This window comes from Amycolatopsis sp. CB00013 (assembly GCF_001905755.1).
GTDB classification, from domain to species: Bacteria; Actinomycetota; Actinomycetes; order Mycobacteriales; family Pseudonocardiaceae; genus Amycolatopsis; species Amycolatopsis japonica.
In genome coordinates, this window is record NZ_LIWC01000001.1 from 868196 (window position 1) to 894774 (window position 26579).

The following is a 26579-nucleotide window of genomic DNA, read 5'->3' on the forward strand; positions in this document are numbered from 1 at the left end:
CTCGCCTTTGATAGCGTCACCGCGGGCGTCCTGCGAACCAGTGACGCGCGGGGGAGGGGTCGAATGGTGGACGAGCCCGACGGGCATCACGCGATGCGGCTGGAAACCGGGGTCGCGCTGATCAACGCGTTGACCGGGGACCACGTCCACGGCAGGCCGAAACCCGCGCTCGGTGGCCACGATCTCGTCCGCGTCGCCGCCGAAACGCTCGGCAACGGGCAGATCGACCTGCTGACCGCGGAGCGGTTGCGGAATCTGGCGTCGCGGCTGCGGGAGATCATCGAGTCGTTGTCCCGGCGGGAACACGACGAGGCGGCGGGGCTGCTCAACCGGATGCTCGAAGACAGCAAGGCGCGTCCGTCCCTGCAACGCCACGGCGAACAGTCCTGGCACCTGCATTTCCACGGTCCCGAAGCCGACCTCGTCCAGCAGTGGGCGGCCGGGCTCGCGGTGTCGGTGGCCGCCGCGTTCGGCGAGCACATCCCGCATCGCGTCGGGTTGTGCGCGGCGCCGCGCTGCGATCAGGTGTACATCGACGCGAGCCAGGCGCAGATCAAGCGGTTCTGCGGGCTCGCCTGTCAGAACCGGGTGAAGGCCGCCGCGTATCGCGCCCGCCGGTCAGAATCGTGAGCCGCGCGGTGTCGCGTCGACGTACCACTCGCGGTTGAACACGAGGCCGAAGAGCGGCGCCGGGAGCCGGGTCACGACACGCATCAGCGGCGCCAGCCTGCCGCTTCCCTTCACCTGTGAGGAATGCGCGGCGATCGCGGCCTGTTTCTGACGCGCGAAACGCCGGACGTCGAAGGTGTGCGTGATCTCCGAGCGGGCGCTGTACGCGCGGAGAAGCACGTCGACGTCGTAGCGGAACGGGATCCGCGCCAGGCGCACGATCCTCACCAGGCGTGTGACGACGTCGCGGGGGATCGTCGCCTCCAGCAGCCGGACGTCGCCGGCGAGTTCCGCCGCGCGCTTGCCGACCTCGTGCACCTTGACGTGGTCGCGGTGGCCGTAGCCGCCGTTGCGGTCGTAGCTCAGCAGGACGGACGCCTTCTCCTCGCGCAGGATCGCCACGAGCCGCGCCGCTGCCTCGTCCGTGCTCGCGCGCACGAACCGGACCCAGTCCGGCGGATCCGGGTAAAGGATCGCGCCATGACCACTGCCCGCGTAGCCGAGATGGACCACTCGCTCGACGCCCAGCACCTTCGCGCTCGCTTCGAGTTCGGCCCGGCGTGCCGCGTCGGCGCCCAGCATGTCGATGGTGGCGACCACGAGGACCACCCGGTGGCCGTCCGCGGCGGCGCGGGCGAGGGTGCCGCCGGTCAGCAGGGCTTCGTCGTCGGGGTGGGCGTGGAAGGCCACGATCGTCGTCACGCTCCGAGCATGCCCGAGGTCGTCGGAACCGTCGGTGGTCGACTCTTGACCGTCCGTCGACCCTGTGGGTAATCTTCCCTTTATTTTCCAATAGTAAGGAAAGTTTCCTATTTAACTCCGCCGCCCTGACCGTCGGCGCGCCAACGTCGGTGCCGTCGACGCGAGAGGAGAAGCCGAATGCGTTGGGACAAGATCCGTCTCCGGGTGACGGCCGCACTGGCCGCCGGGCTGCTGGCCCCGGTCGCCGCCGCGAGCACCTCGATGGCGACCGAGACCGCGGCAGAACCCGCAACGCAGGCCGCCGCCGCGCTGCCGCCGGGCAGTCCGGCGGCGATCAACGGACAGCTGAAGGTCTGCGGCCTCCAGCTCTGCAACTCCGCCGGCAAGCCGATCCAGCTCCGGGGCATGAGCACCCATGGGATCCAGTGGTTCAGCCAGTGCGTGAAGACCGCTTCGCTCGACGCGCTGGCCAACGACTGGAAGGCCGACGTCCTCCGGATCTCCATGTACATCCAGGAAGGCGGCTACGAGACCAACCCGCGCAAGTTCACCGACATGGTGCACGGGTACATCGAAGAGGCCACCAAACGCGGGATGTACGCCCTGGTCGACTGGCACCAGCTCACGCCGGGCGACCCGAACGCGAACCTCAGCCGCGCCAAGACGTTCTTCACCGAGATCGCCCAGCGGCACAAGGACAAGACCAACATCATCTACGACATCGCCAACGAGCCCAACAACGTCAGCTGGGACCGCGTCCGCAGCTACGCGGAGCAGATGATCCCGGTCATCCGCGCCCAGGACTCCGACGGCGTCGTGCTGGTGGGCACCCACGGCTGGGGCTCGCTCGGCATCTCCGACGGCCGCAACGAGACCGACATCATCAACAACCCGGTGCGCGCCAGCAACTTCATGTACACGTTCCACTTCTATGCGGCGTCGCACAAAACGGAGTACTTCAACGCGCTGAGCCGCGCCGCGAGCAAGATCCCGCTGTTCGTGACCGAGTTCGGCACCCAGACCGCTAGCGGTGACGGTGGCAACGACTTCACGAACTCCCAGAAGTACCTGGACTTCCTGGCGTCGAAGAAGATCAGCTGGACCAACTGGAACTTCTCCGACGACAGCCGTTCGGGTGCGGTGTTCAAGCCGGGGACCTGCTCGGGCAGCTCGTTCACCGGCACGGCTCCGCTGAAGCCCGCCGGTGTCTGGATCCGGGACCGCATCCGCACCGCGGACAACTTCCCGACCTCCTGATCCCGGCAGCGCGCACGTCAGGAAAGGGTCGTTCAGGACGAAAAACGTCTTGAACGACCCTTTCCTGACATTTCAGCCGAGCGGTTCGAAGTCCAGCGTGGCGAGGCGGTCCGGGTCGGCGAGGATGTCGATCGCCGCGATCTTCCCGCCCACGACGGTGAACGCGAAGACCGTCGTCGGGACACCGTCCTTGGTGACGACCATCCCGGCCGCGCCGTTGACCAGCGCGGGCCGCAGTTCCGCGCCCTCGCCCGCGGCGCGGAACATGAGCGCCTGGCTCGCGATCGTGGCCGCCCCGCGCACGAAACGCGACGTCCCCGCCGTCGCCGCGCCGCCCTCGGCGCGCAGGATGACGTCCGGGTCGAGCACCGAAACGAGGGCGTCGAAATCGCCGCCCCGCGCGGCGGCGAAGAACGCGTCGACGACTTCCCGCTGACGGCCGAGATCCGCGTCCGGGACCGTCGGCGAACCCTGCAGACGACGGCGTGCGCGGCTGGCGAGCTGCCGCGTCGCCGCGGACGACCGGCCCACGATCGGTGCGATCTCGTCGAACGGCAGGGCGAACATGTCGTGCAGGACGAACGCCAGCCGCTCGGCGGGGTCCAGCGTGTCGAGCACGACCAGCAGCGCCAGTCCGACCGAATCCGCCAGCAGCGCCTGGTGTTCCGGGTCGATCCCGCCCGCACGGCCGATGATCGGGTCGGGGAGCTGGGCGCCCACCGGCTGCTCCGGCCGGGACTTGCGCGAGCGCAGCATGTCGAGACAGATCCGGCCGACGACGGTGGTCAGCCAGCCGCCGAGGTTGTCCACCTCGCCGGAATCCGACCGGCTCAGGCGCAGCCAAGCCTCCTGCACCGCGTCGTCCGCCTCGCTCAGCGAACCGAGCATCCGGTACGCCACCGCCCTCAAATGCGTCCGGTGCCCTTCGAAACGCCGCGCCAGCCAGTCGTGTTCGTCCACGGTCCCCATCCTTCATCGCTCGGTCGTAACCCTGACGCGTGGGGGAACGGAGATGTGACAGGCCCTCGGGCGCGGGGCATGGGCGGCCCTACCGCCGCGGGTAGCCGCCGTCGACCTCCTTCACCGGTTTGTGGGGAAAGCGGCGCTCGGCGTAGGCCTTGGCCGGGGAACCTTCTCGCACGTACAGCGTCTCCACTTTGTCCTGCAAGGGTTTCACCACGGTGCCGAGGAAGCCGCGCCGGTCTTCGAGGTAAGGCCCGAGCACGTCCTCGCCCGCCGGGCAGACCGCCATGCAGTACGCGGCCTTGTAGTTCGGTTTGAACGCGAGGCTCTGCCACATCGACACGTTCTCCGAATCGCTCACCCTGGACCGGAAGTCGGCGGCGTCCTCGCTGTCGGCCACGGTCTGCGCCCAGTCGGTGAAGCCGCTCATGAACTCGCGGTAGTTGTGCGTCGAACAGGCGAGGAAGTCGAATTCACCGGTCTTCGAGATCGCGCCGATCGGGCACGCGGCGACACACAGCTTGCACTCCAGGCAAGGGTTGTAGTCGATCGCCTCGCCGTAGGTGGACACCTCGGCGTCGACCAGCAGGGTCGCCAGCAGCACGAAGTTGCCGAATTTCGGGTGGATGACGTTGCGATGCAGCCCCATGGCGCCGAGTCCGGCCGCGACGGCGACCGTCTTGTGCGCGACGACCCAGATCCGGCCGGGGTAGTGCTCCATCTCCATCGGGAACGTCGCCGACGGGTTGATCGCGCGGTACCCGGCGTCCTGCAGCGTCCGGACGATCGAGTGCCCGGCCTCGTTGATGATCTCGCCGGTGCGATGGAACTCCTGGTTGGCGACGCTGCGGGCGGGGGAGCGGACGTCGTCGCGGTTCATCCGCACCACGAGCGAGACGAGGGTCTTGGTGCCGGGCAGCGCGCGCTGGACTTGCTCGCGTTCGCCCGCGAGATCCGGGTGGTCGAGCGAGACCGCGGCCGCGTCGTCGGCGCCGGCGGCGAGGCAGATCTCCTTGAGCCAGGCGGCATCGATGACCGGCGACGGTTTGTCCCGCGGTTTGGCGAGCACCGCCTGTACCGACGGGTGATCCTTCAGTTTCCTGGGGAGCCGGTCGGTCACAACGCCTCCAGGATGGTCGCGTTGGCCTGGCCGCCGCCTTCGCACATGGCCTGCAGGCCGTACCGGGCGCCGTGGTGGTGCAGCGCGTTGACCAGCGTGCCCATCAGCCGGGTCCCGCTCGCGCCGAGCGGATGCCCGAGCGCGATCGCACCGCCGTGGACGTTCACCTTGGCCGGGTCGGCCCCGGTTTCCTGCTGCCATGCCAGTACGACACTGGCGAAGGCCTCGTTGATCTCGAACAGATCGATGTCCGCCAGGCTCAGTCCGGCGCGCCGCAGCACCTTCTCCGTCGCCGGGATGACGCCGGTGAGCATGAGCAGGGGATCGGATCCGGTGACGGCGAAACTGTGCAGGCGGGCGCGCGGCCGGAGCCCCAGCCTCGCCGCGGTCTCGCTGGAGGTGACGAGCACGGCCGAGGCGCCGTCGTTGATCGGGCTGCTGTTGCCCGCGGTCACCGACCAGTCGATCTGCGGGAAGCGCGCGGCCACGTCCGCGTCCTGGAACGCCGGGCGCAGTCTGGCGAGGGTTTCGAGGTCGGTGCCCGGCCGGACCGACTCGTCGGTGGACACCCGGCCTGACGGCGTCTCGATCGGCACGATCTGGCTCGCGAATCGCCCGAGTTCGTGTGCCCGCGCCGCCTTCCGGTGCGAGGACATTGCGAACTCGTCCATCGCTTCCCGGCTGAGCGACCATTTCGCGGCGATGAGTTCGGCGCTGATCCCTTGGGGGACCAGGCCTTCCGGATAGCGCTCCGCGACGCCGGGGCCGAGCGGATCGGTGCCCGGCAGCACGTTGGACCACATCGGGACCCGGCTCATGGACTCGACGCCGCAGGCGATGACGACGTCGTACGCGCCGGCCATCACCCCTTGCGCGGCGAAGTGCACCGCCTGCTGGCTGCTCCCGCATTGGCGGTCGACGGTGGTGGCGGGCACGGATTCCGGCAGCCCGGCGGCGAGCGCCGCCCACCGCGTGACGTTCTGGGCCTGTTCGCCGACCTGGTCGACCGCGCCGCCGATGACGTCGTCGATCAGCTCGGGGTCGAGCCCGTTGCGCTCCACGAGCGCCCGCAACGTGTGGGCGAGCAACTGGACCGGGTGGATCTCGTGCAGGGCGCCACCGGGCTTGCCCTTGCCGATCGGGGTACGGACGGCGTCGACGATGACCGCGTCGTGCACGGCTGCCTCCAGTGGTGAGTTGGGAGCTCCAACTCACTGTGGCACCGAGTGGGTTGGAAATCAAGACTCACCGGGTTTACGCTGGTCGCATGACCGAAGGACCGAGGGACTGCTCGATCGCCAACGCGATGGAGGTGATCGGGGAGCGCTGGAGCCTGCTCGCGCTGCGTGAGGTGTTCTTCGGGGCGCGGCGGTTCGACCAGATCGTCCGCAACACCGGGGCGAGCCGGGACATCCTGACCGCGCGGCTGCGGAAGCTCGTCGAGACGGGAATCCTCGAGAAACGGCTCTACGAGGAGCATCCGCCGCGCTACGAGTACGTGCTCACCGAGGCGGGGCACGCGCTCAACCACGTGCTGCTGAACCTGATGGCGTGGGGTGACGCGTACGTCACCGAGGGACCGCCGCCGACGGTGTGGCGGCATTCGTGCGGCGAGGTGCTCGCGCCGGAGACCGTGTGCGCGCACTGCCATGAACCGGTGCGGGAGAAGGATATGACGCTGGTGCGGAGCACGCGCCGCTCCTGAGCGCCTCGTGAGCGGTAAGGGCAGATCGGTATTTGTTCACCCACACTGAGCGGGGCGCATGTCGAGGGCCGTGCGGACCTCGGGGTCGATGGCGCCGGAAGCTCGGCGTTCCAGGTGTCGACGATGGAGGAATCGGGACGTTGAGTGTCCCGAATCCTCCGTTGATCAAGGTCATGCCGAGCGGGGAAGATTCCGGACGCTGAACGTCCCCGATCCTCCCCGCTCGCCGACATGAGCTGGGCTAAGGGTTGCCCTTCCACTCCCGCGCGATCATCCGCATGAGCGCCGGGTAGATGATCAGGTACCGGAACGGCTTGATGAATCCCATGTACACCCGGCCGAACAGGCCGTTGGGTTTGACCAGTACCGCCATCTGACCGCGGTATCCGCCTTGCCCGTCCTCGACCCACGCGATGTGCATGACGCCGTGCATGGTCCGGTTCGCCATTTCGGCGGCGAACTCGTCTTCGAGCCGGTAGAGCGGGGTGAACGGCAACCAGTCCTCATCCGGGCCGGTGGGTGTGTCGCGGAGTTCTGGCGGCAGCTTGCCGCGGAGCGATCCCACCCGGGTGTCGAGGCCGGAACTCCGCTTGTCCAGCCCGAGTAGTCCGCCGAGCTTCCATCGCAGCGCCCACAACGCCCGGACGGGGAGTGGCGACCCGTCCGGGAAGTTTCCCGACGAGAACTGCTTCACCAGCTTGCCGAAATCGTCCGGTCCGCCGGGTGTTCCGAGCGCCCAGACGTCTTCGAGGTCGAAGTCCCCGGCGATCTCGTGGATCCGCCACGAGCGGGTCGTGTGGGCCGTTTCCGCGAGTTTCATGCCGCCACCACGAATCCGACAGTCATCGTCGTAGTTCCTCCCAGTGCTTCCGCCATCTGTACGGTAGCGTATATATCGTCCTCGTGGTGCTGAAGTGACGGGAGATACGGTGATCCCATGGCCGCCGAAACCCGGACCCCGCCGAGCGCCTGGATCGACGCGGGGCTGACCGCCCTCGCCGCCGGAGGTCCCGACGCGGTCCGCGTCGAGGTGCTCGCGAAAGCCTTGGGCGTCACCAAAGGCGGCTTCTACGGCCATTTCGCCGATCGAGGCACGCTGCTGGAGGAAATGCTCGCCACCTGGGAACGGATGAGTACCGAGCTGCTGTTCGAAAGCGTCGAGAGCGAAGGCGGCGACGCCAGGGCGAAGATCCGGCGTGCGGGATTGCTCGCCGGCGAGCGTCTGCTGCCGATCGACCTCGCCATCCGGGACTGGGCGCGGCGCGACGAGGCGGTGGCCGACCGGCTCCGGCGGGTCGACAACCAGCGGATGGACTACCTGCGTTCCCTCATGCGCGAGATCTTCACCGACGAGGACGAGGTCGAAGCCCGCTGCCTGCTCGCGTTCTCGCTCCTGATCGGCAAGCACTTCATGGCCGCGGACCACGACGGCCGGTCGCGGGACGAGGTCACCGAGCTGGCTGGAGCGCTGCTGCTGGGCGGCAGACCCGGTCATGGAATTTGAGGCGGGTCAACGGCTCCTCGCTTTCCTGCGCGAGCTTCACGCGGTGAAGGTCGCGGAATCGAGGTGCGCCACCTACGACATCGACACCGACCTCTACGGCCTGACGCGGGACGATCAGCGCGAGTTCGCGCAGGAGATCGAGCGCGACATCATCGAGTTCCTCGACAACCTGAGAAAGGGAGCGGTGCTGCGGGGAAACGCCGGGTCGAAGTTCGTGGTCGTCTTTCCCCTGGATGGTGCCTACATCCGCGTCGTCCAAGGTCGCTTCATGGGAAGCGCGTCCACCTACCCTGATCTCACCGCGGCGCTGGCCGGCGGTGACTACGTCCCCCTCAGTCGTCTTCATCCTCAGGAGTGGTCGGGACCTGCTTCCGCGCCACGTAGATGAGCAGCCCGATGATCACCACGGGGCCGACGAAGATCAGGATCTCGTCCCAGCCGCCCTGGTGCATCATCACCACCCGCGCCGCGATGCTCATGAGCCGGAGACCAGCGCGATCCCGAGCGCGGTGTAGCCGATCATCAGCGCCAGCATCGGGTACTGGCCCACCTTGACGTAGTTCGCGCGCAGCACGCCGACGGAACGGTCATGTGCCGAGGTTACGGCCAGCACGTGCCCGGCGACGATTCCGGCGATCTGCACCAGCGCGATCACACCGGTCGACAAGACCGTGTAGTCGATCGCGCGGCCGAAGCCCTGCTGCCCCGAGAACACGGCGAACGAGAAGTAATGCGCGACCGTGTAACCGACCATGATCGGGATCAACGACGGCGCGAAGGCGGGATACGGGTCGAATCCGCGGCGCAGGTACGGCCTGGTCAGACTGATCGCGCCCGCGTAGGCGCCGTAGGTGAGCGCGATACAGATCGCGAGACCGGCGGTGCCGCCGAGGACACCGGCATCGAGCGACGTCCAGAACGGGAGCCGGGTCAGGCCGTCGAACGCCGTCGAGCCGAGCACCACCAGCACCAGCGCGGTCAGCCACGGCGCGGGGGAGATGGTGAGCAGGCCGTCCAGCGGATTCCGGACCACCAGACGTCCGTCGGCACGCCTGCCGAACGGGGAGAGGGCCGCGATCAGGCGCGCGTAGACCTCGAAAGCGTCACCGCGGTCGAACCAGCGCGGACCGAAGACCACACCGAGCGCGATGTGTATAACGGCATACACGGTGCCGAAAAGAGCGATCGCGCGAGGCGAATCCGAGTGCGGGAACACCAGTTCCAGCCATAAGAACGCCAAGAGGCCGACGATCGCGGGCAGATAGCCGAGCCGGTCCGGGAGCTCGCGGTGCCGGGACGGGATGAGCGACGCGACCGTCCTCAGTGGATTCAATCGCCGCCAGACCGGGCCGAACAGGATCGAAAGCGGAACGAGCCCGACCCAGAACCAGACGTAGAACCAGGCGGGAGCCGGGTTGTCGGCCGAGCTGCCGGGACCGGCCCACGCCATTGCCAGAAACCCCGCGAACAACACCACGCCCAGCACGCTCGACGCGACCCGCGAGAACGCGCTGTCGACGAACCGTTGCAGGCCAAGAGGAAGAGGCCTCCCGGCGTCGGCGCCGCGCAGTTTGGGCTTCTTCCAGAGCACAGTGAGCGCGAAGAACGAGACCACGACGGCCGCGGCTCCCGCGTAGAGCGCGAGCCACAGCGGGACCGGCAGGTCGGACCGGCCGCCGAGCCCGTGCGCCAGGATCATCCGCTCACCCGGAGCTTGGTCACCGCCGCGCCGCTCTTGTGCAGTTCCACCTCGAAGATCCCGTCGATGTTCGCGGTGAAGGCGACCGTCCCCGGAACGCCGGGGGAGAGCTGGGCCGCCTTGTCGTAGCCGTGGACGTGGAGTTCGTCCGGCTGGTCGGAGGTGACTTCGAGCGCGACGTTCTCGCCGGTGCGCACCGCGACCTCCTCGGGGCCCGCCGTGCGCTTGCCCTCGGTGATCGAGAACTTGACCGTCCGGGTGCCGGTGGCCGGTTCGGGGCCGGTCGTTCCCGAGCAGCCGGCCACGGCCAACAGCGCGGCCACGGTGATCCCGCCGATCCTCCGCATCGAGGTCCCTCCAAGTCGTACGCCCCGGCTTGCCCGGCCGGGACCTTGCGCCTATCGTGTTACCCCAAGGTAACAGTTACTCAGGTTAGCAGGAAGGCGAGAACGGTGTTCATGGCTCAGGAGAGCCCGCCTGCCGGCGGAGCGCAATTCGGGCAGATCGTCATCGCGGGCCTGATGTTCACGGCGGTCTTCCTGCCCTTGGCCCTTTTCGTGCTTCGCGAGCGCGCGGGGAAGCGAACGGTCTTCGGTCGCGTCGCGGACTGGATGGCCGGGCTCACCGGCCTGCCGCGCTGGGCCGCGCTGCCGATGTTCGTCGCCTTCCTGTCCGGGATGTCGGCGCTGATCGGCGTCTACTGGGACGTGCCGATCCACATGGAGCTCGGCCGCGACGAAGGCCCGCTCGCGAACCCGTCGCACTATCCGATCTACTTCGGACTGATGGGCATCTTCGCCAGCGGTGTGCTCAGCGCGACCCTGGCCACGAAGGATCTGCCCAAGCGCACGTTCAAGATCGGCCCGCACTGGCGGGCGCCGATGGGGTCCATCCAGATGATGGCGACCGGCCTGGTCGGCATCGCGGGCTTCCCGCTCGACGACGTCTGGCACCGCCTGTTCGGCCAGGACGTCACCGAATGGGGGCCGACGCACGTCCTGATGATCGGCGGCGGCGTGTGCGTCGTGCTGGGCCTGCAACTGCTGCTCGGCGAGGCGCGCCAGGTCGGTGCGACCGGACCGGTCGTGCGCCTGCTCGGCCCCGTCCTCGCCGGTGCCTGGATGATGGGCGCTTCGGCGTTCCTCATGGAGTTCGATCTCGGCGTCCCGCAGTTCCCGATGCTGTCGCAGGTCGTGCTCGTCGGCCTGATCGGCGCCTGGACGCTGACCTACGGCCGGCTTTCCTGGGGTCCCGGCGGCGCGCTGATCGTCCTCGCGGTCTTCCTCGCCTCCCGCGCTTCGTTCGCCGTCATCCCGCTGTTCGCCGACCTGCACGTGGCGTCGCTGCTGCCGTACGTCGCCGAAGCGGTGATCATCGAGGTCGTCGCCTTCGCGATGCGCAACCGGCAGGGCTACACGTTCGCCGCGGTCGCCGGTCTGCTCGTGGGGACGGCCGGGATGCTCGCCGAGGCGGCGTTCACCCATTGGCTGATGCCGAACCCCTGGCCCACGGCGCATCTGCCGCTGTTCGTCCTGTTCGGGACCGGCGCGGCGCTCGCGGGCGCGTTCATCGGGGTCTGGCAGTACCAGCGAGTGGAGGAGACGGCGACGCGGGTGCCCGCGGCCGGCCCCCGGCACTCGGTCGGGCTCGTCGGCGCGCTGGGTGCGGTCGCGCTGATGTCGGCGGTCGCCGTCCCGGCCGATCCGGAACCCGGATTCACCGCGGACGTCCGGCTGACCGAGGCCGCGACCGGGCTGCCGATCTCGAACCCGCACGGCGGCGGCACGCCCCGCTGGGTCGACGCGACCGTCACGCTCTCGCGGCCCGACTTGGCCGAGGACGCCGTGTGGCTGAACGGTTTCGCTTGGCAGGGCGGCGATTTCTTCACCGCGCCGCTGGAGAAGATCGGCGACGGGGTGTACCGCACGGCCCAGCCGCTGCCGGTGTTCGGCCAGTGGAAGACCGGGATCCGCGTGCACGTCCCGAACCGGGTGATGGGGCTCGCTCCGATCTACGCGCCCGCCGACCCGGCCGCGAACGCGCCGTCGATCGACGCGACGTCCGGTACGCGCCCGTTCATGTCGGAGATCGAATTCCTGCAACGAGAGCGGAAGTCGGAGACGCCCGCGGTGCTGTGGACGGTCGCGTACGTGACCGTCGGGCTCATCTTCGCCGGGATGTGGGCGCTGTTCGCTTGGCTCTACGCGGCCGCGGCCACCGCGCGGCGGCGTGAGGTCTCCGTCGGCTGACGCCCCCCGCGTTTCGTCCTCTGGATGCGGTACTTGCGCGTGCAACGACCGCATCCAGAGGACGAAACGCTTTGCTCGCACTTCGTCGCACGTATCGATTGGGCATCATCGCGCGCAAGACTTCTGCAAGCCCGCTTCCCTTGAATACCCAGGACACTGCACGTGTCGCCGTTTCGCGCGCCGAAACGGTGACGCACTGCAATGTCGGCGAGACGTAAAGTAGCTGTCGACCACGCGACGACATCCGCCGTGCACGATCGGTATTGGCGAGTCATTGCGCGGTTACCGCGACATGTGGTTACTTTTCCGCCTTGGGGGTTGGGTTACAGCGAGTTTCGATGGGGTGGTCTTCGTGCGCACAGAGCGTTTTCCGAGGCGACGGCGTGGTCTTCGCGTGGTCGCCGTCCTCGCCGCTTCGGCGGTCGCGACGGTGCCTTTCGTGCCCGCCGCGGCGGCACAGCAGCAGGGCAAGGTTCTCCGGGTGGCGCTCACGACCGGCATCGACCACCTGAACCCCTTCACCGCCCAGCTGGCGGCGTCGACCCAGGTCGGCCGGTTCAACTACGAGTTCCTGACCCTGCCTTCGGCCGAGGACACCCAGCCCACGGGCGGGATCGCGGAGTCGTGGAAGACGTCGGACGACAAGCTCACGTGGACCTTCGCCATCCGTCAGGGGATGAAGTGGTCCGACGGCAAGCCGATCACCGCGCAGGACCCCGCGTACACCTTCCAGCGGATGCTCGACGACGAGAACGCCCGCACGGCGAACGGCAGCTACGTCACCAACTTCGCCTCGGTGTCGGCGCCGGACGACAAGACGCTCGTCATCAAGACCAAGGCCCCGCAATCGAGCATGACCTCGCTCGACGTCCCGATCGTGCCCAAGCACATCTGGGAGCCGATCAAGGATCTCAACGCCCCCTCGACCGACGACATGGCCGTCGTCGGCGTCGGCAGCGGCCCGTACCTGCTGACCGAGTACAAGAAGAACGAGTTCGTGAAGTTCAAGGCGAACAAGGACTACTGGCGCGGCGCGCCCAAGGTCGACGAACTGCAGCTGCTGCAGTTCAAGGACGCCGAGGCCGCGGTCAACGCGTTGAAGCAGGGCGAGGTCGACGTCATCAACCGCCTCACGCCGACGCAGTTCGACGCGCTCAAGGGCGAGAAGAACATCACCACGAACAAGGCGCCGGGCCGCCGGTACAACGAGCTCATCATCAACTTCGGCGTCAAGAACGTGCTCGACCAGCCGATCGGTGACGGGAACCCGATCCTCAAGGATCTCCGCGTCCGCAAGGCGATCGCGCAGGCCGTCGACACCGGCACCATCGTCGAAAAGGTGATGAACGGCTACGGCCAGGCCGGGACCGGTGTCGTGCCGGCGATCTACAAGGCCTACACCTGGACCCCGTCCGACGCCGAGAAGACCAAGTTCGACATCGCGGCCGCGAACGCCACGCTCGACCAGGCCGGCTACGCCAAGGGAGCGGACGGCATCCGCGTCGCCCCCGGCGGCGCGAAGCTGGAGTTCCGCCTCGCCGGGCACGCGAACCGGCCGTTCGACCAGCGTGTCGCGCAGTTCGTCACCGGCTGGCTCAAGGACGCCGGCATCGGCGTCAAGCAGGAACTCGTCTCCGACGACGAGCTGGACGACCGCACCACGGCGGGCAACTACGACCTCGCGATCTCCGGCTACGGCACCTCGCCCGACCCGGATTACGCACTGAGCCTGAACACCTGTGCCGGCCGCCCGAACGCGGAGGGCAACGGCGGCAGCTCGGCGACGTTCTTCTGCGACCCGCGCTACGAAGACCTGTACAAGAAGCAGCTGACGGAGTTCGATCCGGCCAAGCGCGCCGAGCTCGTCAAGCAGGCGCAGGCCGTGCTGGCGGGCGAGTACGTCGACGTCGTCCTGGACTACGACAACGTGCTCGAGGCCTACCGCTCGGACAAGTTCTCCTCGTTCACCAAGCAGCCGCAGCCTGACGGCGCGATCCTCGAGCAGTCCGGCTACTGGGGCGTCTACGGCGCCACCCCGGCCGACGCGGCCGCTGCCGGGTCCGAGGAGAGCGGCAACACCGGATTGTGGATCGGCATCGGCGCGGTCGTGCTCGTGGTGCTCGTCGGCGGCGGTGTGCTGCTCGGGCGGCGCGGCAAGTCGGCCGAGGACCGGGAGTAAGAGCAGCGTTGACCGAAGCACTCAGTTCCCTCGACCAGTCCTCGGCGCTCGTCGATCCCGACGAGCGCCGGGGCGGGACCGGCACCGCCCGGTTCGTGCTCTCCAAGATCGGCGGCGCGCTGGCGAGCCTCGCGCTCGTCGTCGTGCTGGGGTTCTTCCTGTTCCGGACGCTGCCCGGTGATCCCGTGCGGTTCATGGTCCGCGACCGGCCGACCGATCCGAAGATGATGGCGGAGCTGCGTGCCCAGATGGGCGTGGACAAGCCGCTGCTGCAACAGTTCTGGGATTACGTCGTCGGTCTGCTCCAAGGCGACATGGGTGTCTCGTACCTGCAGCGGCGCCCCGTCTTCGACATGATCGGCGAGCGCTTGTGGCCGACGATCCTGCTCGTCGGCAGCGCGACGGTGCTCGCGGTCGCGCTCGGCCTGTGGCTCGGCATCCGCGCGGGCTGGCGCAGGGGGAGCGGGTTCGACAAGGCGCAGACCGGGATCGCGCTGACCCTGTGGTCGGTCCCGCAGTTCTGGCTCGGGCTCATGCTGCTCGTGGCGACCGACGGGCTCTTTCCCAGCCGGGGCATGCATTCCCCGGACGTCGCGCCCGGCTTCTTCAGCGAGGGGCTCGACGTCCTCCACCATCTGGTGTTGCCGTGCGTGACCCTGCTGGTGGTCTTCTACGCGCAGTACATGCTGGTCATGCGGTCGTCGCTGATCGGCGAGATGAACTCGGACTACCTCACCACCGCCAGGGCCAAGGGCCTGCGCGACGACCTGGTGCGCAAACGGCACGCCGTGCCCAACGCCCTGCTGCCGACGGTGACGCTGGTCTTCATGCAGTTCGGCATGGTGGTCTCGGGCGCGGTCTCGGTCGAGGCCGTGTTCAGCTGGCCGGGGCTCGGGCAATTGCTCTACGAAGCGCTCCGCGGACCTGATCTGCCTGTCCTGCAAGGAGTCTTCGTCACCCTCGCCGGCGCGGTGGTGCTGATGAACCTGCTCGCGGAGTTGCTCTACCGCGTGCTCGACCCCAGGGTGCGGACGGCATGACCACAGCGGAAAAACCCGGTTCGATCGTCTGGCGCCGCCGCCGCGAGGCCGTGGCGAAGCGCTGGCACGAGTTCACGACGAACAAGGCGGGCGTCTTCGGACTGGCCTTCCTCGGCATCCTCACCGTGCTGGCCATCCTCGCGCCGGTGATCTCGGACGAGTCCGGCCTCGACGTCACCAAGGCCCACGGCGGTTCGCTGAACCCGCCCAGTGGGGAATTCTGGCTGGGCACCGACATCGACGGCCGTTCGGTGCTGCTGATGACGTTCTGGGGTGCGCGGATCTCCTTGCTCGTCGGGTTCTCGGCGGCCTTCCTCTCGGTGCTGATCGGCACGATCATCGGGATCGCGGCCGCGCATTTCGGTGGCTGGCTGTCCGGGTTGCTGCTGCGGTTCACGGACTTCTTCCTGGTGCTGCCGTCGCTCGTCCTCGCCGTGGCACTGGCGTCGGTGCTGGAGCAGGGCGCGATGACGGTGATCGTCGCCATCGGTGTCACCGCCTGGCCGAGCACCGCCCGGCTGGTCCGCGCGCAGACGCTGACGATCGAAGGCCGTCCGTACATCGAGCGCGCGAAGGCGCTCGGCGGCGGTCACCTGCACATCGTCGGCAAGCACGTCCTGCCCGGCGTCATGCCGCTCGTGCTGGCCAACACCACGCTCGTCGTGGGCAACGCGGTCATCGCGGACGCGACGCTGGCGTTCCTCGGTGTCGGCAACCCGAACACCGTCTCGTGGGGAGCCATGCTGCAGACCGCGCTGAACAACGGTGCGATCAGCAAGGGTGCCTGGTGGAACCTGCTGCCGCCGGGTGTCGCGATCGTCGTGGTCGTCCTCGCCTTCACCCTCGTCGGACGCGCGCTGGAGACCGTGCTGAACCCGCGCCTGAAGGGACAGCACTCATGAGCCCCTTGCTGGAACTGAAGAACCTCGGCGTCACGTACGCCACCGGCAGCGGCGAGGTCGCCGCCGTCCGCGGGGTCGACCTCGTGCTCGAACCCGGCGACACCCTCGGCGTCGCGGGGGAGTCGGGGTCGGGGAAGTCGACGGTCGCGATGAGCGTGCTGCGGCTGCTCCCGCGTTCGGCGAAGGTCAGCGGCGAGATCCTGCTGGACGGCGAAGACGTCACCGCCATGAAGTGGGGCAGGCTGCGCGCCGTGCGCTGGGCCGAGGCCTCGGTCGTCTTCCAGGGCGCGATGCACGCGCTCAACCCGGTGCGGAAGATCGGCGAGCAGATCGCGGAGCCGATCCGGCTGCACCCGCCCGGCGGCAAGGCGCTGTCGGACGGTGAGATCCAGGCCAAGGTCAAGGAACTGCTCGAGCAGGTCGATCTGCCGGCCGGCCGGGCCGGTGCGTACCCGCACGAACTGTCGGGTGGGCAGAAGCAGCGCGTCATGATCGCGATGGCGCTGGCCTGCTCGCCGCGGCTGATCATCGCGGACGAGCCGACGACCGCGCTCGACGTCGTCGTCCAGGCCCAGGTGCTCGACCTGCTGGGCAGGCTCGTCGCCGAACAGGGGATCGGGCTGATCATGATCAGTCATGACCTGTCGGTGCTCGCCGCGACCTGCCGCCGGATCGCGGTGATGTACGACGGCGAGATCGTCGAGGAGCGGCTGAGCGCCGAGTTGATGAGCGCGCCGCACCACGAGCACAGCAAGGCGCTGGCGGCCGCGTTCCCGACCGTCGGCGATCCGGTGTCCCGGTTCGCGCCCGCGACCAGCACACCGCTGCCGCCCGAACCGGAACGCAGCGCCGACCAGCCCGCGCTACTGGAGGCCGAAGACCTGCGCGTCAGCTTCCGCGATCGCAGTGGCAAGCGCATCGACGCCGTCGCCGGGGTGAGCCTGCAGGTGCGGAAGGACGAGATCGTCGCGCTCGTCGGCCAGTCAGGCTCCGGCAAGACGACGCTGGCCCGGACGCTGCTCGGGCTGCAGAAACCCGATTCCGGAACGGTGCGCTACGACGGCAAGCCGGTCCCGCTCGGTGGCGCCGGGCTCAAGGCGTACCGGCGGCAGGTCCAGCTCGTGCTGCAGGACCCGACGAGCGCGCTGAACCCGAACCACACGGTGTACGAGGCCGTCGCGGAAGGCCCGCGCATCCACGGAATGGGCGCGAACGAGCACGAGATCGTCGTCAAGGCGCTGGAAGCGGCCGAACTGCGGCCCGCGGAGAAGTTCCTCGACCGGCTCCCGCACGAGCTTTCCGGCGGGCAGCGGCAGCGGGTCGTCATCGCGGGCGCGCTCGCGCTGGACCCCGGCGTCATCGTGGCGGACGAACCGGTGGCGTCGCTCGACGCGTCGGTGCGAGGGGAGATTCTCGCGCTGTTGCTGCGCCTGCGGCGTGAACTCGGTCTCGCCGGGCTCGTGATCACCCACGACCTCGGGCTGGCCTGGAACATCGCCGACCGGGCCGCTGTGATGTACCGAGGGGAGCTGGTGGAGGTCGGCACGGTGGAGGAGGTCCTGCTGGACCCGAAGCACGACTACACGAAGTCGCTGCTCGCCGCGTTGCCCGGTGGAACCGCGCGGGAAACCCCCATTGCCGCGCACTCGCACAGGCGCGGTGTGTAACCTCCAATCTCGAAATGGCGACCACGACAGACCCCCAGCAGACGCCCTCGGCCGGTTCCCTCGGCGAGCGGCTACGGGTGCCTTCCCGGTTCCCGTACCGCACCATCGCGATGGGGACCATCGGCAGCACGCTGCTGATGCTGGCGGCGCTCGGCGCCGGTGGCATCCTCATCCGTGACCCGATCCTGGGGCACGGGCCGCTGTCGTGGATCCGCTACGGCCACGGCCGCATCCTCGCCAACACGATGCTGTACACCGGCTTCGCGCTGATCATCTGGGCGTGGGTCCGGCTGGGCCGCTACGCGCTCGCCGGCCGGATCGGCAGCCGCCCGATCGTCATCGCCGCCGCCTGCTGGATGGCGCCGCTACTGGTGTCGCCGCCGCTGTTCACCCGCGACGTCTTCTCGTACCTCGCGCAGGGCGCGCAGCTGCTCAATGGTCTCGACCCGTACGCCAACGGCCCGGCCGAGCTGGCCGTGCTGCCGGACGTCGTGCAGAACGTCCATCCGCTGTGGCAGACCACGCCCGCGCCGTACGGCCCGCTGTTCCTGCTGGTCGCCAAGGGGATCGTCTCGGTTACCGGCAACGACATGATCGCCGGTGTCATCGCGACCCGGCTGGTGCTGATGATCGGCCTGGCCGGGATGCTGTGGTCGCTGCCGCGCCTGGTCAAGCACCTCGGCGGCAAACTGCCGATCACCCTGTGGCTCGCCATCGCCAGCCCGATGACGGTGATCCACCTCGTCGGCGGTCCGCACAACGACCTGCTGATGCTGGGCTTCCTCACCGTGGGCGTGCTGGCCGCGCTGGAGCGCAAGCACGTCGTCGCGATCGTCCTGGTCACCATCGGCATGCTGATCAAGCCGACCGCGGCGTGGGCGCTGCCGTTCCTGGTCTGGGTGTGGGCGAACCACCTGCCCGGCGACCGGAAGGTGGTCAACTTCTTCCGCGCGGGCGCCGCGTCGGTCGGGATCTTCCTGCCGGTGTTCGTCGCGGGCACCTGGCTCTCGCTCGGCTCGGTCAACCTGGGCTGGCTGACCGGCCTCAAGGCGCCGACGCTGATCGCGAACTGGATGAACTTCCCGACCGGGATCGGCGAGATCTTCTACTCGCTGGTGAACCTGGTGATCGACGTCGAAGTCTCGCCGTTCGTCACGGTGTTCAGGGCGATCGCGATGGTCGGCCTGTTCGTCTTCGCCGGCTGGCAATGGTGGCTGGCGCGCGACGGTGGCTACCCGGCGATCCACCGGATGGCGATCGTCCTGCTGGCGGGTGCGATCGTCCCGCCGCCCTCGCTGCCGTGGTACCTGACCTGGGGTTTCGTGGTCTTGTCGGCCTTCGAATGGCGTCGCCGGAACCTCGCGGTCGTCGTCGCGGTGTCCGTGTTCGTGACGCTGGTCTACTACCCGACGGGGGAGCAGGCGCTGTACGACTGGTGGTTCATGGCCGGCGTCGTCGCGGCGAGTGTGTACGCGGCCGCTTCGCTGCTTCGGCCGGATCCGCTGGGGATCATCGCTGCTTGGCGGGGGAAGCCGGTGGAGCAGTTCCTGCCGGTCGAGGCTCCTCGGTCGTCCTGATTTTTGGTACATGAAGGCCCCCTTCCTTGCGCTAGACGCAAGGAAGGGGGCCTTCATGTACCAGAGGCAAGGGATTGGACTTCGTTCACCAAAGTGTATAACGGCCTATACGGCGTGGCGAAGGCCGTGTTGCCGTAAAACGGCAACACGGCCAAAGAAGCTCAAGAAGAGCGCCATCCGCTCCAAGAATGGACGAGCGTGGTGACCACGGCGTGCGGAGCAGGCTGCGCCTCGTACTGCGGGTACTTCTCCCGCAGCAGCCGTACCGGGAGAGTCTGCTCGTCGGGATCCGTCAGCACCCGGGCGACGCCGTCCGCCCGCGCCCACCACAGCCCGGCCCAGTCCTCGTCGTAGCGGTCGGTCAGGAAACTGACCACCGGGTTCTCCGCGATGTTCTTCAGCCGCCGCAACGCCGTCGTGCTCTTCGGCTTGTGATCGATCGCAAAGGCCACCGAGTCGCCTTCGACGACGAACGTCACCGGCACGAGATGGGGGACGCCGTCCGCGCCTGCCGTCGCCAGTCGCGCGATCCGCTCGCCTTCGAACCGTGACCGGGCTTCGGCAGGCGACATCCGCATGCCATGACGGTACCTAGCCCGAGCGGCGCACGCGGAGCACGTTGTCCGACCGCGTTCCGTGCTGCCCCTCCGGGCCGGGGAAGTCGTGCGTGATCACTTCCTGCCGCTCGACCGTCCATTCGCCGTCGGCGAGGGCGAGCGCTTCGAGGACCTCGGCGGTCGTCGGGAAGCGGACGTCCTTGTGCGGCGGTTCCTCCATCCAAGTCGGCCAGCCCGCGTGGCCGGCGACCACCAGGGTGCCGCCGGGTGCGACCGCTTCGGTGGCGCGGCGGAGCGCCTTGTCCCGCTCGCCGTCAACCGCGACAGGGGAGTGGAAGAACTGGGCGGAGACGAGGTCGAAACGGCCCTCCGGGAACGATTTCGCCAGGTCGTGGCGCTCCCAGGTGATGCCCTCGGCGCCGGCCTCGTCCGCGTGGGCGGCGGCGCGTTCGAGCGCGACGTCGGAGATGTCGACGGCGGTGACGCTCCAGCCCTGCTGGGTGAGCCAGATGGCGTCACCGCCCTCGCCGCAACCGAGGTCGAGCGCGGTGCCCGGCGTGAGGGCGGCGACCTCGTTCACCAGGATCGGGTTCGCCTTCCCGCTCCAGACCTGGTCCTTGTCCCGGTAGAAGTCTTCCCAGAACTGCTGTGTCGAATCCATGACCGCAAGATGCCCTCGGTCCGGCCGTCTTCGCAAGTTCCGTTGCCGTTATGGCAAAAGTTGGAGCGTTCCCGCGTCGGCGTCGAGGGTGGCCCGCGCTCCGAGGGGGATGGTCGGCGACGCCGGGACGTGTCCGACGCCGAAGTCCCACGCGATGGGCACACCGAGCGGCCCGAGCCGGTCGAGCATCAGGGCGCGGATCTCCTCGGGATCACCGCAGGACTTCCACGAACCGAGCACGAAGCCCTGGACACCGTCGAGCCAGCCGGAACGCAGCAGCTGGGTGAGCATCCGGTCGATCCGGTAGAGGCTCTCGGTGACGTCCTCCAGCAGCACGATCGACTCGCGCGCCGAGCCCTGTTCCGGTGCGCCGAGACCGGCCGTCAGCAGGGCGAGGTTGCCGCCGATGAGCGTCCCGGTCGCGGTGCCCGGCACCAGCGGCGACGACGTCGGCGAGGTGATCAGCCGGACGCCTTCCGGCTCGAACAGCGAAAGCCGCAGGTGTTCGGCGGCCACCGCGTCGAACAGGGTGGTCGCGGGCATCGGGGAGAACAGCGTTTCCAGTCCCAAGTGGACGTTCACCGCCCGGTGCAGCGCGGTGACGTCGCTCGACCCGGCGAACATCTTGGGCCCGGCCGCTTTCAGTGCCGCCCAGTCGATCAGGTCGAGCATGCGTTGCGAGCCGTAGCCGCCGCGGGCGGCGAGGACGCAGGTCACTCCCGGGTCCAGCCAGGCCCGGGTGAACTCGGCGGCCCGGGCCTCGTCGGAAGCCGACAGGTAACCGGCGGAGGTCGCGCGGACGCATTCGCCGACGTGGACCTCGGCGCCCCAGCCGCGGAGCACCGGCAGCGCCTTCTCGACGAGGTCCGGCGGGACCGGGCCCGCCGGGGCGACCAAGGCGATCGTGTCGCCCGGTCGCGTCTTCGGCGGCCTCACCGGCTCAGCCGGAGCTTCGGCACGCCGGGTGTCTCGAAGCCGAATACCTGACCGTAGAACGACAACTCCGCTTCGAGCGCGGCCACGATCGTCTCCGCCTTCCGGAACCCGTGCTGTTCGCCCTCGAACCGCAGGTACGCGTGCTCGATGCCGCGTCCGGCCAGTCCGGCGACGAAGCGGTCCGCTTGCTCGGGTGGGCAGATCTCGTCTTCCAGCCCCTGCAGGAACAGCAGGGGACCGGCGAGAGTGCCCGCGTTGTTGATCGGTGACCGGTCGCGGTAGCGCTGCTCGGTCTCCGGCAGCGGTCCGATCAACCCGTCGAGGTAGCGGGACTCGAAGTCGTGTGTCTCGCCGCCGTCACCGGTCCACTGGGTGAGGTCGAGGATCGGATACATGACAGTGCCCGCGCGATAGGTCGTCGTGGTGGTCAGGGACGCGGCGGAGGTGTAGCCGCCCGCGCTGCCGCCGCGGATCGCGAGCCTGTCGCCGTCGACGGTGCCTTCGGCGGCAAGGGCTTCGGCGACGGTGACACAGTCGGCGACGTCGACGACGCCCCACTGTTCCCGCAGCCGTTCGCGGTAGGCGCGTCCGTAGCCGGTCGAGCCGCCGTAGTTCACCGTGACGACGGCGATCCCGCGGCTGGTGAAATAGGAGATCTCGTGATCGAGCACCGCGCTGTCCCTGCCGGTGGGCCCGCCGTGCGGGTACACGAACAGCGGTGGCAGTTCCCCTTCCGGCGCGGCGAAGTCGGGGTTCGCGGGGAGGTAGAGGAAGGCAGGGATCCGGTCGCCGCCGTCGGTCTTGAAGATCCGCTCGACGGGCGTCGACAGGTAGGCGGGCGAAGGCGGTTCGGGTGCCGAAGCGAGTTCGGTCACCGTCCCACCGGCGAGATCGACCTTCACGACGGCGGCTTCGCGCTTCGGGCCCGCCGCGACGCCGACGACGCAGCCTTCGTGGACGGCCAAACCGTTGGTGGACCACGCGGTCAGGCCGGTGGCGGTCGCCACCGGGGCGAGTTCCCGCGTCGCCTCGTCGAGGACGGCGAGCCTGCCCGAGGCGATGACGGCGAAGCGGCCGTCTCCGAGCGACGTGAACCAGCGGGCGCCGAGTTTCCACTGCGCACCGCCGATCTCCTGTTCGGCCGGGGCCAGGTTCGTGATGCCGCCATCGAGCCCGATCCGATGCAGGTTCCACCAGCCGTGCGGGTCGAGCAGGGCCAGCAGGCTGTCCGCCGACTCCCAGTCGACCTGGCAGACGGAGACGTCGGCCGCGCCGGCGAGCACGCTGTGCGGCCCGAAGGTTCCGTCTTCGCGGAGTTCGGCGACGCACAGTTCGGTGCCGTCCCAAGGCATCGCGGGGTGGTTCCAGCCGAGCCACGCCGCACGCTTCCCGTCGGGCGAGAGCTGCGGCGCGGTGAGGAAGTGATGGCTGGCGGTCAGCACGCGTTCCGGGCCGCCGTCGAGGGGCACCGCGATGAGGTCGCGGGCGATGTCGACGCGCCGGGGTCCGGTGCTGCGTTCGCGGACGAGCCACACCTCGCCGGGCCGGCCGGGCCGGAGGTCGCTGTAGCGGATCTGGTGCCGCGTCGCCGGTTCCGGGGTCAGAGGCGTCGTCTCGCCGGTGGTCAGGTCGCGACGGTAGACGCGCTGATCCGTCCAGTGGGTGAAGACGAGGACGTCGTCGAGGACGAGCCAGGGACGGCCGCCGTATTCGTGGACCCGGTTCCGGACGTTCCAGGGAGCGGGAAGGACGTCTTCGACCGTGCCGTCTGCGCGGGACCGCACGAGGGTCACGCGGCCGCCTTCACCTGTTCTCGCTTCGGCCCACCAGACCTCGTTTCCCGCCGTTCCGAGCCATTGCGCGCTGACTCCCGAGGCCGCGACGTCGGCGGCCGACAGGGGAGACGTCCAGGTGCCGTAAGGGGCGATCTCAACCACAGGGGAAGCCTAGGTTCGGCCCTTTGCCTATGACGGCTCGGGGCGCAGCGGTTTCGCCCTTGGCTGAACCGTGGGGCGGCGGATGCCGATCATGGGGCCGTGGCCTAGGGTCAAAGGTGCCATGTCTCGCGTAATCCACGTCTTCCGCCAGCCCGACCGGTTCGTCGCAGGAACCGTCGGTGAGCCCGGCGACCGCACGTTCTACCTCCAGGCGTCCGAGGACGTCCGCACGATCAGTGTGACGATCGAAAAACAGCAGGTCGTGGTCTTGGCCGAGAGGCTCAGCTCGCTGCTGGAAGAGGTCGCCAGCCGGTTCGGCGCGGACGTACCGGACGACGCGCCCGACGAGCTCCTCGACGTCGACCCCCTGACCGTCCCGGTCGAGGAGGAGTTCCGCGTCGGCACGATGGGGCTCGGCTGGGACGCCGATAGCAGCGCAGTCGTCATCGAACTGCTCGCCATGACGGAAGGCGAGGTGGACGAAACGGTCGTTCTGGACGACACCGAAGAGGGGCCGGACGCCGTCCGCGTCTTCCTGACCCCCGGCGCGGCGCGCGCCTTCGCGGAACGGGCGGACCGGGTGGTCAACGCCGGCCGCAAACCGTGCCCGCTGTGCGCGGAACCGCTCGACCCGGCGGGCCACATCTGCCCGCGCCAGAACGGGTACCGGCGCGACGTCGACGTCCTCGAGGACTGACGAGGTGACGGAGACTTCGCGGGACCTGGTGACGCGCGGCAAGATCGACGTCGAAGGCAGGCTCGTCGACGCCTCCAACGTCACGCTGTTCTGCACGATCGAGCTCGACGGCGTCACCGGCAACGTCGTGTACAAGCCGGTTTCCGGTGAGCGGCCGCTGTGGGACTTCCCGGACGGGACGCTCGCCGGCCGTGAGGTCGCGACGGCGATGATCGCCGACGCCTCCGGGCTCGGCGCCATCCCGCCCACGGTGCTGCGCGACGGTCCGTTCGGGCCCGGCATGGTGCAGCTGTGGATCGAGACCACCGACGAGGAACTGGTCGACGTCCGGTCCCCGGACAGCGTGCCGGACGATTGGCGCGTCGTGCTGCACGCGCACGATCGCGACGGCGAACCCGCGGTGCTCGCGCACGCGAACCGGCAGGGGATGCGGGAACTGGCCGTACTCGACATCGTGGTCAACAACACCGACCGCAAGGGCGGCCACGTACTTGCCGGCGCCGACGGCCGCGTCTACGGCGTGGACCACGGGATCTGCCTGCACACCGACCCGAAGCTGCGGACGGTGCTCTGGGGCTGGATCGGCGAGCGGCTGACCGAAGACGAGATCGGCAAGCTGCGTGGCCTGCGCGAGAAGCTGGACGGCGAACTCGGTGACGCGCTCGGCGAGCATCTCACCGGGTTCGAGATCCGCGCGCTGACCGAGCGCACCGAACTGCTCCTGGCCGAGGCCGTGTTCCCGGAGCCGGGCGACGACTGGCGTGCCATCCCGTGGCCGTTGTTCTGATCGACGACGAGGCGCGTGCGCGTCTGGTCACGCGGTTCGGGGCGGAGGTCGCGGCGTGGTGCGACGACGTGCCCGCTCTCGTGGCGCGGCTGGCGGCGCGATGGGGGCTCACCGTCGTCGACGCGAAACCGGGTAACACCGGGCGGACCCTGATCTGTGCCGGGGACGACGGCGTCAAGAAGGTCCTCAAGCTGACGCCGGATCACGCGATCGCCGCGTCCGAGGCCGCCGCGCTGCGGGCGTGGGACGGCTGCTCGCGCGTCGTGCAGGTGCTGGACACCGCACTCGCCGACGGGGCGATCCTGCTGGAAGGCATCGACCCGGGCACGCAGCTGCTGGAGGCGGGGGCGAACGTCCCGTGGGCCGAGGTCGGCGACCTGCTGGTCCAGATCCACGCGGTGGCCCCGCCGCCGGAGTTCTCGACGCTGGAAGACCGTGTCGTCTTCATGTACGACCTCGCCGAGCGTGGGCTGCGGGGTTCGGTGGCCGAAGCCACGCTTTCGCTGGCGACCCTCGATCGGGCTAGGCGGCGGGCGCTCGCGTTGGCGACCGGCGGGGGAGGTCACGCGATCGTGCACGGGGATCTGCATCCGGGCAACGTCCTCGACGGCGGGCCCGGGAGGGGCGCGGTCGCGATCGATCCGCGGCCGAGCGTCGGTGATCCGTGGTTCGATCTGGCCGACTGGGTCACGTTACCGATGCGCGACGGCGGAACGCTCGAAGACGGTTTCGACGCGATCGCGCCGTATCTGCCGGGTTTCGACGCCGAACGGGTCCGCGCGTGGTGCGTCGCGCTCGCACCGCTGTTCGTGATGCGCCCGCTGGAGCGGGGCGAGCGGACCCCGTTCGTCGACGCGATGCTGCGGATGGCCGCCTGACCGGCGTGGCGGGGAGACGCCGACCCCGGGCGCCGCTAGCGTCGGGCGCCGTGCGCTCCCATTCGTACGACGACGTGCTGTCCGGTCCGCGCAAGCGGAAGATCCCCGAGGTGCCCGCGGAACCGGGGCTCGTGGTCGAAGACCCCGCCAGCGGCTACTGCGGTGCCGTGGTGAAGATCGAGTACGGCAACGTCGTCCTCGAAGACCGCCACGGCAAGCACCGCGTGTTCCCGCTCAACCCCGCGGGTTTCCTGCTCGAAGGCAAACCGGTCACCCTGGTGCCGGCGAAGGCGGCCCCGAAGACCCCCGCCCGCCGGATCTCCGCGTCCGGGTCGGTGCAGGTCCAGGGACTCAAGGCCCGGGTCGCACGCGATTCGCGGATCTGGGTGGAGGGCAAGCACGACGCCGAACTCGTCGAGCGGGTCTGGGGACACGATCTGCGCGTCGAAGGCGTGGTCGTGGAACCACTCGATGGTGTGGACGTGCTGTCCGACCGTATCGACGAGTTCGGCACCGGGCCAGGACGGCGACTCGGCGTGCTGGTCGACCACCTGGTCGCGGGCAGCAAGGAGTCCCGGATCGTCGACGCCGTCCGCGACGAGAACGTGCTGATCACCGGTCATCCGTACATCGACATCTGGGAGGCCGTGAAGCCGTCGGTGGTGGGTATCCGCGCCTGGCCGAAGATCCCGCGCGGCACGGAGTGGAAAGAGGGCGTGTGCGACGCGCTGGGCTGGGGCGAGCCGTGGGAGGGCTGGCAGCGGGTCCTGGCGGCCGTCGGCAGCTACCGGGATTTGGAAACGCCGCTGATCGGAGCGGTGGAACGGCTCATCGACTTCGTCTCCGACCCCGGCGAAGAGTCCTGAATGACCGATTTGCGCGAGGTCACTCAA

General features: G+C 69.0%; 27 protein-coding genes. 15 read left to right on the forward strand and 12 right to left on the reverse strand.

Annotated features, from left to right (window positions below; all coding sequences use genetic code 11):
• Positions 1–63 precede the first annotated feature (63 nt).
• The gene (locus AMK34_RS03855) at positions 64–630 is read left to right on the forward strand and encodes a CGNR zinc finger domain-containing protein (RefSeq protein ID WP_073842937.1); all 567 of its coding nucleotides are present in this window, start codon (positions 64–66) and stop codon (positions 628–630) included.
• Here AMK34_RS03855 and AMK34_RS03860 read toward each other — a convergent pair.
• Positions 619–1371, reverse strand: a complete 753-nt coding sequence (locus tag AMK34_RS03860; RefSeq protein ID WP_073842939.1) for a PIG-L deacetylase family protein — start codon at positions 1369–1371, stop codon at positions 619–621. The two genes, AMK34_RS03855 and AMK34_RS03860, sit on opposite strands and share 12 nt — an antisense overlap.
• A gap of 177 nt (positions 1372–1548) precedes the next feature.
• Here AMK34_RS03860 and AMK34_RS03865 point away from each other — a divergent pair, with 177 nt between their 5' ends.
• Positions 1549–2628: a glycoside hydrolase family 5 protein gene (locus AMK34_RS03865; protein ID WP_037337618.1), complete on the forward strand. Its 1080-nt coding sequence runs from the start codon at positions 1549–1551 to the stop codon at positions 2626–2628.
• Positions 2629–2700: 72 nt separating this feature from the next.
• Here the strand turns inward: AMK34_RS03865 and sigJ are convergent, their stop codons facing one another.
• The 3 genes from sigJ to AMK34_RS03880 all read right to left on the reverse strand — a co-directional run bounded on the left by sigJ (position 2701) and on the right by AMK34_RS03880 (position 5889).
• On the reverse strand, positions 2701–3588 hold the full coding sequence (gene sigJ, locus AMK34_RS03870) for an RNA polymerase sigma factor SigJ (protein ID WP_073844541.1): 888 nt from the start codon (positions 3586–3588) through the stop codon (positions 2701–2703).
• Positions 3589–3676: 88 nt separating this feature from the next.
• A complete protein-coding gene (locus tag AMK34_RS03875) occupies positions 3677–4711 on the reverse strand; it encodes a 4Fe-4S binding protein (protein WP_073842941.1) in 1035 nt (344 codons plus the stop codon).
• Complete coding sequence (locus AMK34_RS03880; protein ID WP_073842943.1) at positions 4708–5889, reverse strand: thiolase family protein; 1182 nt, start codon at positions 5887–5889, stop codon at positions 4708–4710. The genes AMK34_RS03875 and AMK34_RS03880 overlap by 4 nt, the downstream gene beginning before the upstream one ends.
• An 89-nt stretch (positions 5890–5978) precedes the next feature.
• Here AMK34_RS03880 and AMK34_RS03885 point away from each other — a divergent pair, with 89 nt between their 5' ends.
• Positions 5979–6416, forward strand: coding sequence for a winged helix-turn-helix transcriptional regulator (locus AMK34_RS03885; protein ID WP_038513765.1), 438 nt, complete (start codon positions 5979–5981; stop codon positions 6414–6416).
• Positions 6417–6657: 241 nt separating this feature from the next.
• Here AMK34_RS03885 and AMK34_RS03890 read toward each other — a convergent pair whose 3' ends face one another.
• Positions 6658–7236 (reverse strand): DUF2867 domain-containing protein, encoded by a 579-nt coding sequence (locus tag AMK34_RS03890; RefSeq protein WP_073842946.1) that lies wholly within the window; start codon positions 7234–7236, stop codon positions 6658–6660.
• A gap of 117 nt (positions 7237–7353) precedes the next feature.
• Here AMK34_RS03890 and AMK34_RS03895 point away from each other — a divergent pair, with 117 nt between their 5' ends.
• Both AMK34_RS03895 and AMK34_RS43100 read left to right on the forward strand, forming a co-directional pair.
• Positions 7354–7920 carry a TetR/AcrR family transcriptional regulator gene (locus AMK34_RS03895; protein WP_073842947.1) on the forward strand — a complete coding sequence of 189 codons (567 nt, stop codon included), beginning with the start codon at positions 7354–7356 and terminating at the stop codon, positions 7918–7920.
• 43 nt (positions 7921–7963) lie between these two features.
• Positions 7964–8308, forward strand: coding sequence for a hypothetical protein (locus AMK34_RS43100; protein ID WP_241832673.1), 345 nt, complete (start codon positions 7964–7966; stop codon positions 8306–8308).
• Here AMK34_RS43100 and AMK34_RS43105 read toward each other — a convergent pair.
• The 3 genes from AMK34_RS43105 to AMK34_RS03910 are packed head-to-tail and all read right to left on the reverse strand — an operon-like array spanning position 8253 to position 9966.
• The gene (locus AMK34_RS43105; RefSeq protein ID WP_198941625.1) at positions 8253–8399 is read right to left on the reverse strand and encodes a hypothetical protein; all 147 of its coding nucleotides are present in this window, start codon (positions 8397–8399) and stop codon (positions 8253–8255) included. The two genes, AMK34_RS43100 and AMK34_RS43105, sit on opposite strands and share 56 nt — an antisense overlap.
• On the reverse strand, positions 8396–9619 hold the full coding sequence (locus AMK34_RS03905) for a hypothetical protein (protein ID WP_073842949.1): 1224 nt from the start codon (positions 9617–9619) through the stop codon (positions 8396–8398). Before AMK34_RS03905 ends, AMK34_RS43105 begins: the two co-directional genes overlap by 4 nt.
• Positions 9616–9966 (reverse strand): hypothetical protein, encoded by a 351-nt coding sequence (locus AMK34_RS03910; RefSeq protein ID WP_073842950.1) that lies wholly within the window; start codon positions 9964–9966, stop codon positions 9616–9618. Before AMK34_RS03910 ends, AMK34_RS03905 begins: the two co-directional genes overlap by 4 nt.
• A gap of 111 nt (positions 9967–10077) precedes the next feature.
• On the opposite strand from AMK34_RS03910, the gene AMK34_RS03915 reads away from it, so the two are divergent.
• From AMK34_RS03915 to mptB, 6 genes are all read left to right on the forward strand, one after another.
• Positions 10078–11868 carry a hypothetical protein gene (locus AMK34_RS03915; protein WP_241832674.1) on the forward strand — a complete coding sequence of 597 codons (1791 nt, stop codon included), beginning with the start codon at positions 10078–10080 and terminating at the stop codon, positions 11866–11868.
• Between the two features lie 394 nt (positions 11869–12262).
• A complete protein-coding gene (locus AMK34_RS03920; protein ID WP_073842953.1) occupies positions 12263–14047 on the forward strand; it encodes an ABC transporter substrate-binding protein in 1785 nt (594 codons plus the stop codon).
• Between the two features lie 8 nt (positions 14048–14055).
• Complete coding sequence (locus AMK34_RS03925) at positions 14056–15087, forward strand: ABC transporter permease (protein WP_037337648.1); 1032 nt, start codon at positions 14056–14058, stop codon at positions 15085–15087.
• Complete coding sequence (locus AMK34_RS03930; RefSeq protein ID WP_016334228.1) at positions 15084–15989, forward strand: ABC transporter permease; 906 nt, start codon at positions 15084–15086, stop codon at positions 15987–15989. Before AMK34_RS03925 ends, AMK34_RS03930 begins: the two co-directional genes overlap by 4 nt.
• The gene (gene nikE, locus AMK34_RS03935; protein ID WP_073842955.1) at positions 15986–17656 is read left to right on the forward strand and encodes a nickel ABC transporter ATP-binding protein NikE; all 1671 of its coding nucleotides are present in this window, start codon (positions 15986–15988) and stop codon (positions 17654–17656) included. Before AMK34_RS03930 ends, nikE begins: the two co-directional genes overlap by 4 nt.
• Positions 17657–17670: 14 nt before the next feature.
• A complete protein-coding gene (gene mptB / locus AMK34_RS03940; RefSeq protein ID WP_073842957.1) occupies positions 17671–19233 on the forward strand; it encodes a polyprenol phosphomannose-dependent alpha 1,6 mannosyltransferase MptB in 1563 nt (520 codons plus the stop codon).
• Positions 19234–19394: 161 nt separating this feature from the next.
• Here the strand turns inward: mptB and AMK34_RS03945 are convergent, their stop codons facing one another.
• The 4 genes from AMK34_RS03945 to AMK34_RS03960 are packed head-to-tail and all read right to left on the reverse strand — an operon-like array spanning position 19395 to position 23324.
• Positions 19395–19811, reverse strand: coding sequence for a TIGR03668 family PPOX class F420-dependent oxidoreductase (locus tag AMK34_RS03945; protein ID WP_073842960.1), 417 nt, complete (start codon positions 19809–19811; stop codon positions 19395–19397).
• 13 nt (positions 19812–19824) lie between these two features.
• Positions 19825–20451: a class I SAM-dependent methyltransferase gene (locus tag AMK34_RS03950; RefSeq protein WP_073842962.1), complete on the reverse strand. Its 627-nt coding sequence runs from the start codon at positions 20449–20451 to the stop codon at positions 19825–19827.
• A gap of 48 nt (positions 20452–20499) precedes the next feature.
• Positions 20500–21387, reverse strand: coding sequence for a S66 peptidase family protein (locus AMK34_RS03955; RefSeq protein WP_073842964.1), 888 nt, complete (start codon positions 21385–21387; stop codon positions 20500–20502).
• Positions 21384–23324: a dipeptidyl-peptidase 5 gene (locus AMK34_RS03960; protein ID WP_073842966.1), complete on the reverse strand. Its 1941-nt coding sequence runs from the start codon at positions 23322–23324 to the stop codon at positions 21384–21386. Before AMK34_RS03960 ends, AMK34_RS03955 begins: the two co-directional genes overlap by 4 nt.
• Positions 23325–23445: 121 nt before the next feature.
• Here AMK34_RS03960 and AMK34_RS03965 point away from each other — a divergent pair, with 121 nt between their 5' ends.
• From AMK34_RS03965 to AMK34_RS03980, 4 genes are read left to right on the forward strand one after another with little or no spacing between them, the layout of a single operon-like run.
• Entirely contained in the window at positions 23446–24021 is a 576-nt protein-coding gene (locus tag AMK34_RS03965) for a DUF3090 domain-containing protein (RefSeq protein ID WP_016334235.1), read from the forward strand.
• Between the two features lie 4 nt (positions 24022–24025).
• Positions 24026–24808, forward strand: a complete 783-nt coding sequence (locus tag AMK34_RS03970; protein ID WP_073842968.1) for an SCO1664 family protein — start codon at positions 24026–24028, stop codon at positions 24806–24808.
• On the forward strand, positions 24793–25686 hold the full coding sequence (locus tag AMK34_RS03975) for an aminoglycoside phosphotransferase family protein (RefSeq protein ID WP_073842970.1): 894 nt from the start codon (positions 24793–24795) through the stop codon (positions 25684–25686). Before AMK34_RS03970 ends, AMK34_RS03975 begins: the two co-directional genes overlap by 16 nt.
• A 50-nt stretch (positions 25687–25736) precedes the next feature.
• The gene (locus AMK34_RS03980) at positions 25737–26552 is read left to right on the forward strand and encodes a DUF3097 domain-containing protein (RefSeq protein ID WP_073842972.1); all 816 of its coding nucleotides are present in this window, start codon (positions 25737–25739) and stop codon (positions 26550–26552) included.
• Positions 26553–26579 lie beyond the last annotated feature (27 nt).